Source organism: Methylogaea oryzae (assembly GCF_019669985.1).
Lineage (GTDB): Bacteria > Pseudomonadota > Gammaproteobacteria > Methylococcales > Methylococcaceae > Methylogaea > Methylogaea oryzae.
The window spans coordinates 3,279,743-3,297,328 of the sequence record NZ_AP019782.1 but is presented as its reverse complement, the minus strand read 5'-3'; the positions used below and the strand labels follow the sequence as shown (position 1 = coordinate 3,297,328).

Genomic DNA, 17,586 nt, shown 5'->3' with positions numbered 1-17,586 from the left:
ATGGCGAAAAAAGTGGACAGGAACCTCATCGTCGGTCTCGACATCGGTACCTCCAAGGTGGCGGCCATCGTCGGCGAGGTGAACGAGGAAGGCGAGATCGAGGTGATCGGTATCGGCAATCATCCTTCCCGCGGTTTGAAGAAAGGCGTGGTGGTGAATCTGGAAACCACCGTGCAGTCCATCCAGCGTGCCGTGGAAGAGGCCGAGTTGATGGCCGGTTGCCAGATTCGCAATGTATACGTGGGCATCGCCGGCAGCCATATCAGCAGCCTGAATTCCCATGGCATCGTGGCGATCAAGGACAAAGAAGTCAGCCAGGGCGACGTGGATCGGGTGATCGATTCGGCCCGGGCGGTGGCGATACCGGCGGACCAGAAGATCCTGCACATCCTGCCGCAGGAGTTCGTCATCGACAACCAGGAGGGCATCAAGGAGCCCATCGGCATGTCCGGCATCCGTCTGGAAGCCCGGGTGCACATCGTCACCGGCGCGGTGAGCGCGGCGCAGAACATCGTCAAGTGCATCAACCGCTGCGGGCTGGAGGTGGAAGACATCATCCTGGAGCAGTTGGCTTCCTGCACCGCCTGCCTGACCGAGGACGAAAAAGATTTGGGCGTGTGCCTGGTGGATATCGGCGGCGGCACGACGGACATCGCGGTGTATACCGACGGCGCCATCCGCCACACGGCGGTGATCCCCATCGCCGGCGACCAGGTCACCAACGATATCGCCGTGGCTTTGCGCACGCCGACCCAGTTCGCCGAAGAAATCAAGATGAAGCACGCCTGCGCCTTGACGCAGCTGGCGGATTTGGACGACACCATCGAGGTGCCCAGCATCGGCGATCGTCCGCCGCGCCGCATTTCGCGCCAGAACCTGGCGGAAATCGTCGAGCCGCGCTACGAGGAGCTGTTGTTGCTGGTGCAGCAGGAACTGCGCCGCAGCGGTTTCGAAGAACTGATCGCCGGCGGCATCGTTTTGAGCGGCGGCAGCGCCAAGGTCGAAGGGCTGACTGACCTGGCCGAGGAGATTTTCCATATGCCGGTGCGCATCGGGATGCCCCAGCATGTGACCGGCATGATGGACGTGGTGCGTAACCCTATTTATTCCACGGGGATGGGGTTGTTGTTGTTCGGTCGTCAGCATCAAGGGTTGGGGGAAAGGCACGCAGCGGTGGGGAAAGGTTACAAAAGTTTGTTTACGCGGATGAAAAACTGGTTCCAGGGCAATTTTTGAATAATTAATGGGGTGCGGGGTGAGTAAGCTACTTGTTGATTCGGCCCATATCTGGTATTTTTGCGAGAATTTTTATACCAGATATAGTGTCGTTACGGCGAATAACGCAGTGTTCGGATTGGCTTTCAAGAAGATAGAGAACGACTCAAGGGCGAGGGTGGTGATATGAAATTCGAGCTAGTGGACTCTTACAGTCAAAATGCGGTAATCAAAGTTATCGGCGTTGGCGGCGGCGGTAACAATGCCGTCAACCACATGATGGACAGCAACATCGAAGGCGTGGAGTTCATTTGCTCCAACACCGACGCCCAAGCCCTGAGACACGTCAAGACCCGCAGCATTCTGCAACTGGGCGGAACGCTGACCAAAGGCCTGGGCGCGGGCGCTAATCCGGAAGTGGGCCGGCAGGCCGCGTTGGACGACCGCGACCGTATTCTGGAGGTCATCGACGGCGCCGACATGCTGTTCATTACCGCCGGCATGGGCGGCGGCACCGGCACCGGCGCGGCGCCGGTCATCGCCGAGATCGCAAAAGAGGCCGGCATTCTCACCGTGGCGGTGGTGACCCGTCCCTTCCCGTTCGAAGGCAAAAAGCGCCGCGACATCGCCGAGAAGGGCATCGAGGAATTGAGCGAGTATGTCGATTCCCTGATCACCATTCCCAACGAAAAGCTGTTGCGGGTGCTGGGCAAAGACGCCAGCCTGTTGAGCGCCTTCGGCGCCGCCAACGACGTGTTGCTGGGCGCGGTGCAGGGCATCTCGGAACTCATCACCCGTCCCGGCCTCATCAACGTCGACTTCGCCGACGTGCGCACGGTCATGTATTCCATGGGCGTCGCCATGATGGGCACCGGCCGCGGCCGCGGCGACAACCGCGCGCGGGAAGCCACGGAAAAAGCCATCAACAGCCCGCTGCTGGAAGACATCAACTTGCAGGGCGCCCGCGGCGTGCTGGTGAACATCACCAGCGGTGCGGACCTGACCATGGGCGAGTTCGACGAAGTCGGCAACATCGTCAAGGAATTCGCTTCCGACGATGCTTCCGTCATCATCGGCACCGCTATGGACGCCGATATGAGCGAAGAGCTGAAAGTCACCGTGGTGGCCACGGGCCTCCAGGCGCGCGAGCAGGCCCACGACGGCTCGCTGAAGCTGGTGCAGAAAAACAACGGCGAGTTGGATTACGACCAGCTGCGTCGCCCGACCTATATGCGCCAACAGCGCCAACAGGCCGTCGGCCAGGACTTCCGCGGCGACCAGCCGAAGAAGGATTCCGACATGGAATACTTGGATATTCCGGCCTTCCTGCGGCGCCAAGCCGACTGACCAGCCTGGCGGTCCGGGGGCGGCCTATGCTAGGATGGCCGCCCTCGTACCGTCGTTGTCGGGTAGTAAACGGTCGCCGCAACGGCGGCCAGGGAACAACGACGGATATAACGGAGCAGGAATGATCAAGCAACGCACGCTTAAAAACGTCATCAGAGCTACCGGTGTCGGATTGCACACCGGGGAAAAAGTCTATCTCACCTTGCGCCCCGCCGCTCCCAACAGCGGTATCAAGTTCCGCCGCGTGGATTTGCCCGAACCTGTGGTCATTGACGCCAAGCCGGAAAACGTCGGCGACACCACCTTGTCCACCGCTCTGGTCAAAGGCAACGTCAAGGTTTCCACCGTTGAGCACTTGCTGTCGGCTTTCGCCGGCCTGGGTATCGACAACGCCTATGTGGACGTCAGCGCGGCCGAAGTGCCCATCATGGACGGTTCCGCCGGGCCTTTCGTGTTCTTGTTGCAGTCGGCCGGCGTGGAGGAGCAGAACGTTCCCAAGCGCTTCATCCGCATCAAGAAGCCGGTGCGGGTTCAGGACGGCGACAAGTGGGCCGGTTTTGAACCCTATAACGGTTTCAAGGTCACCTTCACCATCGATTTCGACCATCCGGCTTTCCACAAGGATACCCAGACGGCGACGGTGGATTTTTCCTCCACCTCGTTCCTCAAGGAAGTGAGCCGCGCTCGCACCTTCGGCTTCATGCGCGACATCGAGATGCTGCGCAAGAACAAGCTGGCCTTGGGCGGCAGCATGGACAACGCCATTGTGGTGGATAACTACCGGGTGCTGAACGAAGACGGCTTGCGTTATAACGACGAGTTCGTCAAGCATAAGATCCTGGACGCCATCGGCGACTTGTATCTGCTGGGCCACAGCCTGATCGGCGCGTTCACCGGTTACAAATCCGGCCACGCGCTCAACAACACGTTGTTGCGCACCTTGCTGGAAACTCCCGACGCGTGGGAGTCGGTGACTTTCCCGGAAGAAGGCGATCTGCCCATTTCCTACATGCGGACCGCGCCCGTTCAGGGCTAGCCGCCGCGCGAGGCGCCGCCCTGCGCGGCGCTTCCTTTCTTTATTCCGCGTCCCCTTCGCTTTTTTTCCTGCGGCGGCCGGCCATGCTGGCGGCCAGTCTGCTTAAGGCTCCGCTGATTTCCGGTATATGGCTGGCGGCCGCTTCTTGAGCGATCAGTTCCGTCGATGTTGCTGTCGCCACCGCTTGGGATGAACTCGAGCGTGCGGCGGGAGCCGCCGTTCGCAGCTGGACCTGGGCGACCTGCGCCGCGCTGGCCTTCGTCACCGCCTCCTGGATCGCCACGAGGAAAAAGCGGATTTGCGCGGCATATTCCTGGCCGTCCACTTCGACGATCAGTTGGCCGCGACGATTCAGCCAGCAGCCCCGGCAATGCTCGCGCAGGAAGCTGGGCAGCGCTCGCCGCGTCGCCGCCAGCAAGTTTTGGTGCAACGCGAGGCGTTGGGCCAATTGGCTGGCGGTTTGGCGGGGTAGAAAATCTTTCGCGTTGCGCATCAGTCTCGCCGCTCCTCGGCCTTCGCCAACTCGCAGCGTCCATGCCAGTCACGGGCGAATTGCCACGCTACCCGGCCGCTGCGGGAGCCGCGCTGCAACGCCCAGCGTATGGCTTCCAAGCGGATAGCCTCGTCCCACTCCGTTTGGTCGGCGCCAAGGACGTCCAGCCAATGTCTCACGACCTCGAAGTATTGGTCCTGGCTGAAAGGGTAAAACGACAGCCATAGTCCAAATCGTTCCGACAGCGAGATCTTTTCTTCGGTGGCTTCGTCGGCGTGCAGCTCGCCGTCCACCACGCGCGCTCGACGATTTTCATCGGCGAACTCCGGCAATAAATGGCGGCGGTTGGATGTGGCGTAAATGATTACATTGCCGCTGGTTACCGCCAGCGAACCGTCGAGGATGGACTTCAGCGTTTTGTAGCTGGCGTCGCCGGATTCGAAGGACAGATCGTCGCAATACAGGATGAATTTCTCCGGCCGCCGTCCCAGGCAGTCGACGATATCCTGCAATTCGGCCAGATGCTGTTTATCGACCTCGACCAAGCGCAGTCCCTCGGCCGAGTATTCGTTGAGCAGGGCTTTGATCAGCGACGATTTGCCCGTGCCCCGCGAGCCCCACAACAGTACATTGTTGGCCGGCAGGCCGGCGAGGAATTGGCGGGTATTGCGGGCGATCTCGTCCCGCTGCCGCTCGATGCAGCGTAGGTCCGCCAAGCGGATACCGTGGTGGTGGGGCACCGGGCGGAACCGTTGGCCGTGGTTGCCGCCACGCCACTGGAACGCCACCGAGGCGTCGGCGGGGAAGTCGCCCGGTGCCGGCGGCAGCAGCGCTTCCAATCGCCCAAGGAGCGATTCGGCGCGTTGCAATAAGCGGTTCAAGGATGGGCGCATGACAGGAGCGAGTGAGTGATCCGTAGGCGCGGGGCGCAGCGATAATCCGATTGGGCTCGCTGTCCAAACGCAGCGGACGAAGGATAATACATTGTATCGCGCCGCGATATCGGACAAGGCCAACCGAAAGGCGGCGGGGCGGGCAAGCGGCGCCCGCGGGGGCTGGTCAATCGGCTCAATATGCACGTCGCATCGCGGCGATCGGAGCTGGCGGACTATCGCAAGTCGGCCTTGGCTGCGCCGCGGTTTTGCGGCAGTATGGCGTCGCTTGGTTCACGACTCGCATCCATCCGATGAGCACAAAAACCGTCTATCGCCTCTTTCCGCCGCCATTCGAGTCGGTACCCTTGCGGGGCTTGTATCTGCAGCAGCGATTGCACGAGCAGGGCAGCGTCGAGCAACCGTTCGTGTACGCCAACTTCCTCGCCAGCCTGGACGGGCGCATCGCCCTGGAGGACGATGCAACGGGCGTTCCCTACCTTCCGAAGAGCCTGACCACGCCGGACGACTTCCGCTTGTTCCTCGAATTGGAAGCCCAGGCCGATTGCTTGATTACCCACGGCGGCTATTTGCGCGCCCTGCATGAGGGGCGTCTGGGCAATATCCTGCAAATCGGCTGCCATCCCGAGCACGGCGACTTGGCGCAATGGCGGCTGGATAACGGCCTGAAGCCGCAACCGGCGGTGGTGATCGCCAGCGCCAGCTTGGATTTCCCCTTCCCGGAATCGCTCAAGGCCAGCGGGCAAAAAGTCTACATCGCCACCGGGCGCGACGCCGATCCGGCGCGGGTGAAGCACTGGCTGAGCCGGGGCCACGAGGTGTTGGTGGCGGGCGAAGGCCGGATGGTTGAGGGAGGCGCTTTGGTGCGCGCTCTGGGCGACCGGGGCTATCGGACGCTCTACCTTGTCGCCGGGCCGCACATGCTCGACACCATGGTGCGGGAAGGGCGTTTGCGGCGCTTGTACCAAACCATCACCCACCAGTTGATGGGGGGCGAAAGCTTCCACACCCTGGTGCCGGGGCCGGTGCTGGGGCCGGCCGGGCATTTGAAAATGCGCTCCTTGTATTACGATCCCACCTCCCACGGCGATGCCGGCCAGTGGTTCGCCCAGTTCGACAACGTGCCCTACACCGACGCCTCGGCTTAAGCGCTGTCCTGCGCCGTGCTAAAATGCCGGCTATTTGAGCCCTTCGGAAGGACAGCCCCATGCAAAAGATCACCCTCATTCCCGGCGACGGCATCGGCCCTGCCATTGTGGACGCGGCGGTGCGCGTCATCGAAGCCGCCGGCGTCAAGGTGGAGTGGGACAAGCAACTGGCCGGCATGGCGGCGGTGGACGCCTGCAACAATCCTTTGCCGGACGCGACGCTGGCGTCGATCCGCGCCAACCGGCTGTGCCTGAAGGGCCCCTTGACTACCCCGGTGGGCGGCGGCTACCGCAGCGTCAACGTTACCCTGCGCCAGGAGTTCAAGCTCTACGCCAACGTGCGGCCGGCCATTTCCTTCGAGGGCACGGACACCGCCTTCAGCAACGTCAACCTGGTGACGGTGCGGGAAAACACCGAAGGGCTTTATGCCGGCATCGAGCACTTCATCACCGAGGACGGCTACAAGATCGCCGCGGAAAGCGTGGCGGTGGTGACGCGCAAGGGTTGCGAGCGCATCGTCGAATACGCTTTCGACTACGCCAAGCGCACCGGCCGCAAAAAAGTCACCCTGGTGCACAAGGCCAACATCCTCAAGTGCACCTCCGGCTTGTTCCTGGAAATCGGCCGGGAAATCGCTCCGCGCTACCCGGACATCGAATTCAACGACGTGATCGTCGATGCCTGCGCCATGAAGCTGGTGATGAACCCCGGCGCTTTCGACGTGATGGTCACCACCAACCTGTTCGGCGACATCATCTCCGACCTGGCTTCCGGCCTGATCGGCGGCCTGGGCCTGACGGCCGGTGCCAACATCGGCGCCGATGCCGCCATTTTCGAAGCGGTGCACGGCTCGGCGCCGGATATCGCCCATATGGGCATCGCCAACCCCATCGCCATGATCATGGCCGGCGTGATGATGCTGGAGCACATGGGCGAGCTGGACGCCGCGCGCAAGATCGAGCAGGCGGTGCGCGACGTGGTGCGCGAAGGCACCCACGTCACGCCGGACCTGAAGCCCGGCTCCGCCGTCGGCACCCAGGCCATGGCCGACGAATTGGTGCGGCGCGTATCCGCCTGATCCATGCCGTCCGCGGCGATCCTGCCGAGTTGGTCGCAACAGCCGGGGCTCGAAACCCCGGCTTTTGTTTACGACGAACGCCTGATCGAAGGCAAGCTGGCCGTCCTGCGTCAGGGCACGCAAGGCAGCGGCCTTAAAGTCCTCTATTCTATCAAAGCCTTGCCGTTCCGGCCCTTGCTGGAGCTGGTCCGCCCCTGGGTGGAAGGTTTTTCCGTGTCCTCCCTGTTCGAGGCCAGGCTGGCGGCGGAGGTTTTGGCGGGGCGAGGCGATTTGCACCTGACTTCGCCGGGCCTGCGACTCGAAGACGCGGCCGAACTGGCCGAGCCGGGCCTGCGCATCGGCTTCAATTCCCTCGGCCAGTGGCAGCGGTTGCATCCTTTGCTGCGGGGCCGCGCCAGTTGCGGCCTACGTATCAACCCGGAAATCTCCTTTCTGGACGACGCCCGCTACGATCCCTGCCGTCCCCATTCCAAGCTGGGCGTGCCCTTGTCCCAGGTGGCGGCGCTTGGCGATGCCCGGCCGCAAGGCGTGCAGGGCATCCACTTCCATACCGTCTTCCAGGCGCGGGATTTCGCCCCCCTTCGGCAAACCGTGGCCCGTATCGAGGCGGCATTGGGCGATTGGCTGGCGGGATTGCAATGGATCAACCTGGGCGGCGGCTATACATGGGATACGCCCGAGGACTTGGCCGGCCTGGTGGAAGTGGCTCAAGGGCTGCGCCGGCGCTGGGACGTGGAGGTGTTGTTCGAGCCGGGCAAGGCGGTGGTGGGCGAGGCCGGCTGTTTGGCCGCGCGGGTGCTGGACGTGTTCGACAGCGGCGGCAAAACGGTGGCGGTGTTGGACACCTCGGTAAATCACAACCCGGAAGTGTTCGAATACCAGCGCCGGCCGGCCTTGCTCAACGAAGCGCCCGGCGGCGTCCACAACGTTATCCTGGCTGGCGGCACCTGCCTAGCGGGCGACGTGTTCGGCGAATACCGCCTGGCAGGGCCGCCACGGCCGGGCGACTTGATGGTATTCGCCAACGTCGGCGCTTACAGCCTCATCAAAGCCAATCGTTTCAACGGCCACAACCTGCCGTCCATTTACGCCCTGGACGGCGACGGATGCCTGCAACCGCGCAAGGGCTACGGCTACGAGGATTACCGCCGCCAGTGGAGTGCGTAGCGAGGCGGGCGCCTGTTCGCTCCTCCTCGCTACCCTTAGGTGCGGCACACGCCCAGCAGGGCCTGCTGGGCTTTTTCCACCGCCTCGGAGCGGCCTTGCAGCACCAACACATCTCCCGGCGCCAGTTGCCAATCCGGCGCCGGCTTTTCGATGCGGACATCGCGCCGCAGTATCGTCGCCACTTTGACGCTCATTTTCTCGAAATCGAAGTCCGCCAGGCGATAGTCGGCGCCCCAGTATTCCTCCGGCAACAGCACGGTGTGCAGCGACAGCGCTTCCTCGTCCATGTTGCCCGCCACCTCGCCGACGAACAGACCGCGCAGTTTCATGTAATGGTCTTCGCGGAAGGACTCCACCCATTTGAGGGTTTCCGCCGGCGTCAGGTCGTACTGTTGCAGCAGGTGCTGGGCCAGGGCCATGGCGGCTTCCACCTTTTCCGGCACGACCTTGGCGGCCCCGGCCGCTTCCAGTTTCTCCAGCCACAGGTCGTTGTGCACCCGCACCAGGATGGCCACGTCGGGCCGGTAGCGTTTCACCACCTGGACGATCTTCTCCGCATAGGGCGCATCGTGCACGGTGATCACCACCGCCCGCGCGCGGCGGATGCCGGCGCCGGAAAGGATTTCCCGGTGGGTGGCGTCGCCGTAGAACACCGGCTCGCCTGCTTCGTGGGCTTCCTTGATGCGGGACGGGTCCAAATCCAGGGCGATGTAGGGGATGCCGCCGGCGCGCAGAAAGTGGGACAGGATCTGGCCGATGCGGCCGAAGCCGCACAGGATGACGTGGTCGTGCAGGTCGCGGGCGGCCTTGGTCAAATGGCGCGTTTCGGCGTAGCGCTCGCGCAAATAGCTGCGGGCGAACAGCCGCGTGGCGATGGGCACGTTGTAGCGGATGGCGAAGGGTGCCGCCAGCATGGACAACACCAGGGCGGCGATCAACGGCTGGCTGGCGGCGTCGGACAGCAGGCCCAAGTTGATGGCCAGGGTCAGCAGCACGAAGCTGAATTCGCCGCCCTGGGCCAGCACCAGGCCGGTGCTGAGCGCCACGCCCCGGTCGTAACCGGCCAGGCGCGCCAACAGCGTGATGAGGAAGCCCTTGCCGGCCAGCAAAAAGACCAGCAGCGCCAGTGCCTGCGGCCAAACCGGCTGCAGTTGGACCAGGTCCAGGCGCATGCCGACGCCGACGAAAAACAGCCCCATCAGCACGTCGCGGAACGGCCGCACGTCGGCGCGGATTTGGTGCAGGAACTCCGTTTCCGCCAGCATCATGCCGGCCAGGAACGCCCCCAGTTCCAGGGACAGGCCCAGCAGATGGGTGATCCAGGCGGCGGCCAGGGACACCAGCAGCACGGTGAGCATGAACAGCTCAGAGGAGTGCAGGGCGGCGATGTGATGGAACAGCGGACGCAAAATCCAGCGCCCGCCCGCCAGCATGGCTGCGAAGGCGAACACGCCTTTGCCCAGCGCCCACAGCAACGGCAGGGTGATGCTTTCGGCTCCGCCGCCGCTGAGCAGGGGCATGACCACCAGCACCGGCACCACCGCCAAGTCCTGCAACAGCAAAATCGCCAAGGCCAGCCGGCCGTGCACCAGGTTGATTTCCAGTTGGTCGCTCAGTTGCTTGGCGGCGATGGCGGTGGACGACAAAGCCATCGCCACGCCGGCTACCAGCGCCCCGGTCCAGGGCAGATCGGTCAGTCCGTGCAGCGCCGCCGCGCCGGCCAGGGCGGTGAGCAGCACCTGCGATCCTCCCAAACTCAGGGCCGGGCCGCCCATGGCGAGGAATTGCGGCAGAGACACTTCCAGCCCGATGGAAAACAGCAGGAACACCAAGCCCACTTCCGCCAGCAGCTCCATGGACGCGCCGTGTTCCAGCCAGCCCAATGCGTGGGGACCGGCGGCCAAACCGACGGCCAAATAGCCCAACACGGGTGGCAGCTTGACGCGGCGCAGCAGGGTGACGGCGGACACCGACAAGCCCAGCAGCAGCAAGGCGGCGCTAAAAGTATCGTGGATCATGGAAGGTGCATTTATACTCGGACGGAAGGGGCGTCGGCCCCGGCTTTAGAGTGTATCAACAACGGCAAGGGGAGTGGACGCATGAGCGACTCGATGGCGGCGCTGTTTCAGCGCCTAACCCACGGTGTGTATGCGGTGGGCGTGGCTCATGGCGAGCAGCGCAACGCCTTTACCGCCGCTTGGGTGATGCAGGTTTCCTTCAATCCTTTGATGCTGGCGTTGAGCATCAATCCGAACCATTCCTCCTACGGCATGTTGCGGCAAGGCAAAGCTTTCAGCATCAATGTGCTGAAAAAAGATCAGCTGGAACTGGCCGCCCACTACGCCGAGCCGGCCAGCGCCGACAAGCTGGCCCTGGTGGAATGGGTGCCGGGCCGCAGCGGCGTGCCGCTGATCAACGACGCCCTGGCCTGGTTCGAATGCGAGGTGGCGGGCGAGTGCCCGGCCGGCGACCACGTCGTGGTGCTGGGCCGGGTGGTCGACGGCAAGCTGCGCGACGCGGCGGCCGAGCCCATGACCTACCGCGACACCGGCAGCATGGACGGCGCCGCCGCGTTGTTCCCCGCAGCGTTCGACTGATCCATGACCGCGCCGCCGTTGCCCAGGGACTTCCTGGAAACCGAGGAAGGCCTGTTGTTCGCCGTGGTGGAAGGCGGCTTGGAGGAAGGCCGGGCCTTGTGCTTCTTGCGCTATCGCCGCGAAGGAGGCGCTTGGCGCAAGCTGGGCACCGACGCGGCCAACGCCCTGCTGACCGCCAGCCACCCTCATTACCTGTATTACTCCGCCTCCCGCGACGCCCGGCTGCACGGCGTCGCCATGGAACGCGCCATCGTCCACCACCGGCCGCGCCGGCGTCTGGCGCAATTGATGGCGACGGCCGGCGGCGACGCGGTGGAAAGCAAGCTGCGTCGCTTGCTGGCCTTATTGGCCTCCGCCGGCGTCGACCTGCACTGCATGGGCGTCACCGGCTCCTTGTTGATCGGCGCGCAGCGGCCGGATTCGGACTTCGACCTGGTGGTTTACGGCCGGGCAGCGTTTTTCCGCGTGCGCCAGGCGGTGGCCGATTTGTTGCGGGCGGGCCGCCTGGAGCCCCTAAGCGACGCCCTGTGGCGGGAAAGCTACGGTCGCCGCGGCTGTGATCTGGACTACGACGATTACTTGCGCCATGAGCGGCGCAAATACAACAAAGCCGTGTTCGAAGGCGTCAAATTCGACATCACCCTGACCGGGGAGGAAATCGAGCCGCCGCAAATCTGCCGCAAGCAAGGCCCCGCCACCCTCACCGCCCGCGTCATCGACGCCCACGGCGCTTTCGACCATCCGGCCCGCTATCAACTGGACCATCCGCGCATCCGCCAAGCGCTCAGCTATACCCACACTTACGCCGGCCAAGCCTGGGCAGGGGAAACCGTGGAGATAGCCGGCCAAGTGGAGCAAGCCGCCGACGGCGGTTTGCGCATCGTCGTGGGCAGCAGCCGGGAAGCGCCGGGCGAATACATCCGGGTGGTGGAAGGTTTCGGCGCGGCCGATTTCGGTATGTGAGGCGCCCGTGGCAATCCGGCTGGAATCCGTCATCACCTGTCCCCATTGCGGCCATAGCCGGCGCGAAACGATGCCGCTCGATTATTGCCAGTTTTTCTACGATTGCCGCGGTTGCGGCGCCCTGCTGCGCCCCAAGCCGGGCGACTGCTGCGTGTACTGTTCCTACGGCAGCGAGCCGTGTCCGCCGCGCCAAGAAGGAGGGGACGGCGGGCACGGTTGCTGTTGCGGCGACGCCTTGCGCCCCTGACGGCTAGTAGTCCACCTTCCAGCGGTCGTTTTCCAACCGCAGGTTCTGCGGCCCCAGCCGGCGGCGCAGGATGACGGCGCGCCGGCCCCGTTGCACCACCCGCAGCACGTCGCCGCGGGTCTTGGCCTCATCGTCCACCACCGACAGCAATCCCTCGGCGATGCGCGCCCTGTCCTCGGGCGAGGCGGCGGCCAGTTCGCGTTGGTGAGCCTGGATCAACTCGTCCATTTCCCGCCGCTTCTCCGCCGTCGCGTAGTCGGAAAGTGCTTTCCAGTCGGCATGGCGCCAGGCTTCGTTGAAGGCGGCCAGGGCGGAGGCCGGGGCGCTGGCGCGGGCTTGGCCGCCGGCCAGGGATTGGCTGACCGCTTCGTCCTGGAACAAGGGGGCGTCGAACGCCGCCCGCAAGCGCAAGTCATCGCTTTCCAGCGCGATGTCGCCGGCGATGCGATGCCTGTCCGGGCTCAGCCGGTAGGGCAGCTTGGCCAGCTCGCCCGGCTTGCCGCCTCGCGGCAGCAGGGGTTGGACTTTCCAGGGCTTGCTCGGCAGGCGCAAATCCTGCCGCAGCAGGACGCCGCGCAGGCGGCCGGTTTGCGCCCAGCGCTGCGGCAGCATGGCCAGGGGACCGGCCGGCAAATCCTCCGGCACCGCGCGGTCCGTCAGCAGGATGCGCAGCTCCGGGCGATTCAATTCCCGTCCATCATGGCGCCAGGCATAGGCCTCGGTCAGCCGCACCGTTTGGCCCTCGGCTGTCAGCGTGCCGTCGGCGCGGCCCGGATCCAGGGCGTGGGCGGTGCTGGCCAGCCCCAGGCAGGCCGGTAGCAGCAGCCGCAGGGCGAGCAGGGAAGCGCGTTTCAGCATGGCGGCGGGGCGTGGTCGGATGTCGGCGTATTCTACCCCCGCGCGCCGGGCGCGGGGTAAGGCCCAAATCGCAGGCCGATGGTGGGGCGAATCCGTTAGAATGGCCCCGAGAGAAACCTTTTCCCCAAGAGGGTTTCGCCCGGCCGGGCCGCAGTTTCCTTTTCCCGCAAAAAATTCGCGTCATGAGTCGTCACCCGCGTATTGCCCAGATCATGAGCCGCGACATTGTCGCCGTCGCTCCCAACCAGACCCTGGCCGAGGCGGCGGAAACCATGACGCGGCTGGGCGTCAGCGCTTTGTTGGTGACCGAGGCCGGCGAGCCGGTGGGCATCGTGACCGAGCGGGACATATTGCGCGCCATGGGCGCGGACACGGACCTGTGCGAACCCGTGGCGGGCGTCATGAGCCGTCCGGTGGCGACCGTTCCCGCCGACGCCGACAGCCGCGAGGCCTACCACCAGCTGGTGCGCCGCGGCATTCGGCACTTGCTGGTGGTGGACGGACGGCAGGCGCCGGTGGGCATGGTCAGCGAAAGCGACTTTCGCAAAGACCGCGGCTTGGAGGATTTCATCCGGCCGCGCGACGTGGCCGGCGCCATGGCCAAGCGCGTGACGCGGCTGGGGGAGTCGGCCACGGTGGCCGAGGCGGCGGCGTTGATGGAAAAGGAAGGTTGCGGTTACGTGGTCGTCGTCGATGACGGCGACCGCCCCTTGGGCATCGTCACCGAGCGCGACATGGTGCGGCTCTACCACGGCAAGGCGGGGCGCCGGCTTTTGGCGCAGGCCATGAGCAAGCCGGTGGCCGTCATCGATCCGGACGCACCGTTGCAGGAGGCGGTCGAGCGCATGCGGCAGCGGCGCTTGCGCCGCCTGGTGGTGACCGATGCCGCCGGCGTCGTGGCGGGCGTGTTGACCGAGCACGACTTGGTCCGGCATCTCGAGCACGAATACGTGGACCTGTTGCGCGATACCGTGCAGGCCCAGGCGCGCGAGCTGCGCGAATTCCACCGCATGCTCGGCCGGCGCGAGAAGCTGGACGAGATTTTAGCCGCGGCGTCCGATCTGGCGCTGGTGGCAAGCCGTCGCAATGGGCGCATCATTTACGCTAACGAACACGCGCAAGAACTGCTGGGCAAGGCAACCGCGCTGCCCGGCGCGTTTCTGCCCGAGACGCTGGCCGCTGCGGGATTCGAGGCGGATTGGGTGCGGGAGGCTTGGTGCGTGTTGCGGGAACGCGGCAAATGGAGCGGCGAGGCGGGTTTGGCTTCCCTTGCGGACCAGCGTTACTTCGACATTCATGCTTCCTTATTGTCGACGGGCGGAGCCAAGCCTTTCGGTTATGTGTTGACCCTGCGCGACATCACTTCCCAGAGACTGGCCGTGTCGGCGTTGCAGGCCAGCGAAACCCGCTACCGCACCCTGGTGGAGCATTTGCCCATGCGGGTTTTCGTCAAGGACCGCCGGTTCGCCTACGTGTCCTGCAACAGCAAATACGCCGGCGACGTGGCAATCGCCCCAGCCGACATCGTCGGCAAGACCGATTTCGAGTTTTTTCCCGCCGAACTGGCCGAGCGTTACCAAAACGACGATCGGCGCGTGATGACGGAGGGCCTGACGCTTACCGTCGAAGAGCCCTTTGTCGACCGGCAGGGGCGGCGCTTGTGGATCCACACCAGCAAAGTCCCCTTGCGGGACGACGCCGGCGCGATCCAGGGCGTAGTGGGGATTTTCGCCGATATCACCGAACGCAAGCGGGCGGAAGAAGAGTTGCGTCGGGTGAACTGGGCGTTGCGCGCCCTGAGCCGCAGCAATTCCGCCCTGATCCACGCGGAGTCCGAGGAGAATCAGTTCCAGACCTGTTGCGAAACCGTCACCAGCGACGGCTTTTATCCGTTGGCGTGGATCGGCTGGGCGCTGGACGACGCGGAGAAAACCGTTCAGGTGCGCGCGGCGGCGGGGCCGGCGCGGGATTATTTGCAAGGGCTGCGGGTATCCTGGGGCGACAACGCCTTGGGGCGCGGCCCCACCGGCACGGTCATCCGCAGCGGCGTCACCTACGTCAACAACGACCTTGCCGGCAATCCGGCGTTTGCGCCGTGGCGGGAAAAGGCCCGGCGGGCCGGGCTGGCCGCCTCCATCGTGCTGCCCATCAAAATCGGCGGGGCCACTCTGGGCGCGCTCAATATCTACGCGAGAGAACCCGACGCCTTCGGCGCGGCTGAAGTGGCGCTCATGGAGGAGTTGGCCGCGGATTTGGGCTTCGGGGTGCAAACGCGCGGCGTCGAGGAGGCCTTTAAAGCCGCCCAGGCCCAGCGGGAGAAACAGGCGGAAAAATTGCGCGACGCCCTGGAGAGCATCATCGGCGCGGTGGGCGCCACCCTGGAGCGGCGCGACCCCTACACCGCCGGCCACGAGCGGCGGGTGTCCGACTTGGCGGCCACCCTGGCGGGCCACCTGGGCCTGGAGTCCGAGCGGGTGCACGGCTTGCGCCTGGCCGGCACCGTGCACGATATCGGCAAGGTGCAGGTTCCGGCAGAAATCCTCAGTCGGCCGGTGCGCCTCAACGACATGGAAATGGCCCTGGTGCGCACCCATGCGGAGACCGGCTACGAGATACTCAAGGATATCGATTTTCCCTGGCCCATCGCCGAAATCGTTCGCCAGCACCACGAATATTTGGACGGGTCGGGTTATCCCCACGGCCGCAAGGGCGACGAAATCCTGTTGGAGGCGCGCATCCTCACCGTGGCGGACATCGTCGAAGCCATGTCCTCGCACCGGCCGTACCGTCCCGGCTTGGGCCTGGATGCCGCCCTGGGGCAAATTCAATCCATGCGCGGCGGCCAGTTGGATCCTTGCGTGGTGGACGCCTGCGTGGAATTGTTCCGTCGCCGGGATTACCGCTTCCCCGAATGACGCGGCTTCAGCGGCCGTCGCGCTTGCGCGCCGCCAGAGGATGATCGCTGGCGGCCTTGTGGTTTTCCAGGCCGTGGATGCGGCATGCCCCGCCTTTGGCCGTATAGTCGCGGCGGAACTCGTCGATCAGATCCATCACCGTGTGGTCTATCAGGTCGGACTCGGACAAGTCGAAGACGATGCTCCCGCCCGCCGGCAGGGCGGCCAATTCCGTTTTCAGGGCGATGAAGTTGGAGAAAATCGCCGCGCCACTCACTGTGATGTGGTAGCCGCCGTCGCCGCGCCGCTCGATGCGGTAGGCGAGTTTGAGCAGGTTGGCGGGGCTGACGCCGCTCAGCAGGGTCAGCAGCAGCTTGGCGGCGATGCCGATGAGCACCCCCATCAGCAAGTCGGTGGCCAGCACGCCGACGATGGTGACGACGAACACGGCCAAGGGGCCCGCGCCCACTTCGGCGATGGCCGCGAAAGTGCTCGGCGACGCGAGCCGGTAGCCGGTGTAGACCAGCAGGGCGGCCAGGGAAGCCAGCGGGATTTCGTGCAGCAGCCGAGGGAACAGCGCCACGAACAGCAACAGGAAGGCGCCGTGGAAAAAATTGGTCCAGGCCGATTTGGCGCCGTTCTCGATGGCGGTGGAGGAGCGCACGATTTCCACGATCATGGGCAGGCCGCCAAGGAGGCCCGCCACCGCGTTGCCGACGCCCACCGCGACCAGGTCGCGATTGAGGTCGGAGGAGCGCCGTTCGGGATCGAGCTTATCCACCGCCGTCCCGACCAGCAGGGTCTCCAGGCTGCCCACCAGGCAGATGCTGATCACCGCGCCCCAGAAACGGGTCGAAAACACCTGGGAAAAGTCCGGCGCATAAAAATTGTCGAAAAAATTGTCCGGCACCGGCAGCAAATACTGCGGTCCCAGGCTGTATTCGAAAGGCGGCAGCGAGAAAAACGTCCGGTAATGGTCCAGTTCGAAGAACTGCCCCAGCAGCAGTCCGCTCGCCACCACAAGCAGAGGGGCGGGAATACGCTTCAGCGCGGGGTGGGACACCAGCGGCCACAGCAGCAGGATGGCCAGGCAGACGGCGCCGATGGCGGCGATCTGCGGATTGAAGTGCACCAGGCTGGAAGGCACTTCGCCGATGGCTTGCAGCAAGGTGGCGGCCTTCGAATGCACCCCCATCAGCACGTGCAACTGTTTGGCCATGATGATGATGCCGATGGCCGCCAGCATGCCGTGCACCACCGGCAGCGGGAAAAACGCGCTGAGCCGGCCCGCCTTGAAATAGCCCAGGGCGATTTGGATCAGGCCGGCCACCACGATGGCCGCCAGGGTGCGGTGGTAGCCGGCCATGTCGTCGCCCTGGCCGAGAGATTCCACCGCGGCTAGTATCACCACAATCAAGCCCGCCGCCGGTCCCGTCACCGCGAGCTGGCTGCTGCCCAAGCGCGACACCAGCAGGCCGCCAACCACCGCCGTGATGATGCCCGCCATGGGGGGAAAGCCCGAGGCGATGGCGATGCCTAAGCACAGCGGCAAGGCGACGAGGAACACCAGGAAGCCGGCCGGGGCGTCCTGGCGCCAATGTTGTTGCAGGGTGGCGAGGTCGGAGCGGAAGTGTCGTGTCATGGGCGTT

15 protein-coding genes are annotated in these 17,586 nt (G+C 64.7%); 10 read left to right on the top strand and 5 right to left on the bottom strand.

What is annotated here, in order from left to right:
- The 3 genes from ftsA (at nucleotide 1) to lpxC (ending at nucleotide 3,598) form a co-directional block, all read left to right on the top strand.
- Nucleotides 1–1,236, top strand: coding sequence for a cell division protein FtsA (gene ftsA, locus K5607_RS14545; protein ID WP_221047441.1), 1,236 nt, complete (start codon nucleotides 1–3; stop codon nucleotides 1,234–1,236).
- 165 nt (nucleotides 1,237–1,401) lie between these two features.
- Nucleotides 1,402–2,562 carry a cell division protein FtsZ gene (gene ftsZ / locus K5607_RS14540; RefSeq protein ID WP_221047440.1) on the top strand — a complete coding sequence of 387 codons (1,161 nt, stop codon included), beginning with the start codon at nucleotides 1,402–1,404 and terminating at the stop codon, nucleotides 2,560–2,562.
- 121 nt (nucleotides 2,563–2,683) lie between these two features.
- Entirely contained in the window at nucleotides 2,684–3,598 is a 915-nt protein-coding gene (lpxC, locus tag K5607_RS14535) for a UDP-3-O-acyl-N-acetylglucosamine deacetylase (protein WP_054773160.1), read from the top strand.
- A gap of 40 nt (nucleotides 3,599–3,638) precedes the next feature.
- Here lpxC and K5607_RS14530 read toward each other — a convergent pair whose 3' ends face one another.
- Together K5607_RS14530 and K5607_RS14525 are read right to left on the bottom strand one after the other, a co-directional pair.
- Nucleotides 3,639–4,091: a DciA family protein gene (locus tag K5607_RS14530; protein ID WP_054773157.1), complete on the bottom strand. Its 453-nt coding sequence runs from the start codon at nucleotides 4,089–4,091 to the stop codon at nucleotides 3,639–3,641.
- Complete coding sequence (locus K5607_RS14525) at nucleotides 4,091–4,984, bottom strand: ATP-binding protein (RefSeq protein ID WP_054773156.1); 894 nt, start codon at nucleotides 4,982–4,984, stop codon at nucleotides 4,091–4,093. The genes K5607_RS14530 and K5607_RS14525 overlap by 1 nt, the downstream gene beginning before the upstream one ends.
- A 293-nt stretch (nucleotides 4,985–5,277) precedes the next feature.
- Here K5607_RS14525 and K5607_RS14520 point away from each other — a divergent pair, with 293 nt between their 5' ends.
- Genes K5607_RS14520 through K5607_RS14510 form a run of 3 tightly spaced genes read left to right on the top strand, consistent with a single transcriptional unit; the run spans nucleotide 5,278 to nucleotide 8,378 of the window.
- Nucleotides 5,278–6,132, top strand: a complete 855-nt coding sequence (locus tag K5607_RS14520; RefSeq protein ID WP_246598872.1) for a RibD family protein — start codon at nucleotides 5,278–5,280, stop codon at nucleotides 6,130–6,132.
- 59 nt (nucleotides 6,133–6,191) lie between these two features.
- Nucleotides 6,192–7,211 (top strand): isocitrate/isopropylmalate dehydrogenase family protein, encoded by a 1,020-nt coding sequence (locus K5607_RS14515; protein WP_221047439.1) that lies wholly within the window; start codon nucleotides 6,192–6,194, stop codon nucleotides 7,209–7,211.
- A gap of 3 nt (nucleotides 7,212–7,214) precedes the next feature.
- A complete protein-coding gene (locus tag K5607_RS14510; protein ID WP_221047438.1) occupies nucleotides 7,215–8,378 on the top strand; it encodes a type III PLP-dependent enzyme domain-containing protein in 1,164 nt (387 codons plus the stop codon).
- Nucleotides 8,379–8,413: 35 nt separating this feature from the next.
- Here the strand turns inward: K5607_RS14510 and K5607_RS14505 are convergent, their stop codons facing one another.
- Nucleotides 8,414–10,396, bottom strand: coding sequence for a cation:proton antiporter domain-containing protein (locus K5607_RS14505; protein WP_221047437.1), 1,983 nt, complete (start codon nucleotides 10,394–10,396; stop codon nucleotides 8,414–8,416).
- 81 nt (nucleotides 10,397–10,477) lie between these two features.
- On the opposite strand from K5607_RS14505, the gene K5607_RS14500 reads away from it, so the two are divergent.
- The 3 genes from K5607_RS14500 to K5607_RS14490 are packed head-to-tail and all read left to right on the top strand — an operon-like array spanning nucleotide 10,478 to nucleotide 12,185.
- A complete protein-coding gene (locus tag K5607_RS14500; protein WP_221047436.1) occupies nucleotides 10,478–10,975 on the top strand; it encodes a flavin reductase family protein in 498 nt (165 codons plus the stop codon).
- Between the two features lie 3 nt (nucleotides 10,976–10,978).
- Nucleotides 10,979–11,938: a hypothetical protein gene (locus K5607_RS14495; protein WP_221047435.1), complete on the top strand. Its 960-nt coding sequence runs from the start codon at nucleotides 10,979–10,981 to the stop codon at nucleotides 11,936–11,938.
- 7 nt (nucleotides 11,939–11,945) lie between these two features.
- Entirely contained in the window at nucleotides 11,946–12,185 is a 240-nt protein-coding gene (locus K5607_RS14490) for a GDCCVxC domain-containing (seleno)protein (RefSeq protein ID WP_054775047.1), read from the top strand.
- Between the two features lie 3 nt (nucleotides 12,186–12,188).
- Here the strand turns inward: K5607_RS14490 and K5607_RS14485 are convergent, their stop codons facing one another.
- Nucleotides 12,189–13,043: a hypothetical protein gene (locus K5607_RS14485; RefSeq protein WP_221047434.1), complete on the bottom strand. Its 855-nt coding sequence runs from the start codon at nucleotides 13,041–13,043 to the stop codon at nucleotides 12,189–12,191.
- A gap of 182 nt (nucleotides 13,044–13,225) precedes the next feature.
- Here K5607_RS14485 and K5607_RS14480 point away from each other — a divergent pair, with 182 nt between their 5' ends.
- Entirely contained in the window at nucleotides 13,226–15,958 is a 2,733-nt protein-coding gene (locus K5607_RS14480) for a CBS domain-containing protein (RefSeq protein ID WP_221047433.1), read from the top strand.
- Between the two features lie 7 nt (nucleotides 15,959–15,965).
- Here the strand turns inward: K5607_RS14480 and K5607_RS14475 are convergent, their stop codons facing one another.
- The gene (locus K5607_RS14475; RefSeq protein WP_054774466.1) at nucleotides 15,966–17,579 is read right to left on the bottom strand and encodes a SulP family inorganic anion transporter; all 1,614 of its coding nucleotides are present in this window, start codon (nucleotides 17,577–17,579) and stop codon (nucleotides 15,966–15,968) included.
- Nucleotides 17,580–17,586: the final 7 nt, after the last annotated feature.

Bases quoted from the DNA above. Each gene is read 5' to 3' on its own strand.
- ftsA (WP_221047441.1), top strand. From the start codon at position 1: ATGGCGAAAAAAGTGGACAGGAACCTCATCGTCGGTCTCGACATCGGT.
- ftsZ (WP_221047440.1), top strand. From the start codon at position 1,402: ATGAAATTCGAGCTAGTGGACTCTTACAGTCAAAATGCGGTAATCAAA.
- lpxC (WP_054773160.1), top strand. From the start codon at position 2,684: ATGATCAAGCAACGCACGCTTAAAAACGTCATCAGAGCTACCGGTGTC.
- K5607_RS14530 (WP_054773157.1), bottom strand. From the start codon at position 4,091: ATGCGCAACGCGAAAGATTTTCTACCCCGCCAAACCGCCAGCCAATTG.
- K5607_RS14525 (WP_054773156.1), bottom strand. From the start codon at position 4,984: ATGCGCCCATCCTTGAACCGCTTATTGCAACGCGCCGAATCGCTCCTT.
- K5607_RS14520 (WP_246598872.1), top strand. From the start codon at position 5,278: ATGAGCACAAAAACCGTCTATCGCCTCTTTCCGCCGCCATTCGAGTCG.
- K5607_RS14515 (WP_221047439.1), top strand. From the start codon at position 6,192: ATGCAAAAGATCACCCTCATTCCCGGCGACGGCATCGGCCCTGCCATT.
- K5607_RS14510 (WP_221047438.1), top strand. From the start codon at position 7,215: ATGCCGTCCGCGGCGATCCTGCCGAGTTGGTCGCAACAGCCGGGGCTC.
- K5607_RS14505 (WP_221047437.1), bottom strand. From the start codon at position 10,396: ATGATCCACGATACTTTTAGCGCCGCCTTGCTGCTGCTGGGCTTGTCG.
- K5607_RS14500 (WP_221047436.1), top strand. From the start codon at position 10,478: ATGAGCGACTCGATGGCGGCGCTGTTTCAGCGCCTAACCCACGGTGTG.
- K5607_RS14495 (WP_221047435.1), top strand. From the start codon at position 10,979: ATGACCGCGCCGCCGTTGCCCAGGGACTTCCTGGAAACCGAGGAAGGC.
- K5607_RS14485 (WP_221047434.1), bottom strand. From the start codon at position 13,043: ATGCTGAAACGCGCTTCCCTGCTCGCCCTGCGGCTGCTGCTACCGGCC.
- K5607_RS14480 (WP_221047433.1), top strand. From the start codon at position 13,226: ATGAGTCGTCACCCGCGTATTGCCCAGATCATGAGCCGCGACATTGTC.
- K5607_RS14475 (WP_054774466.1), bottom strand. From the start codon at position 17,579: ATGACACGACACTTCCGCTCCGACCTCGCCACCCTGCAACAACATTGG.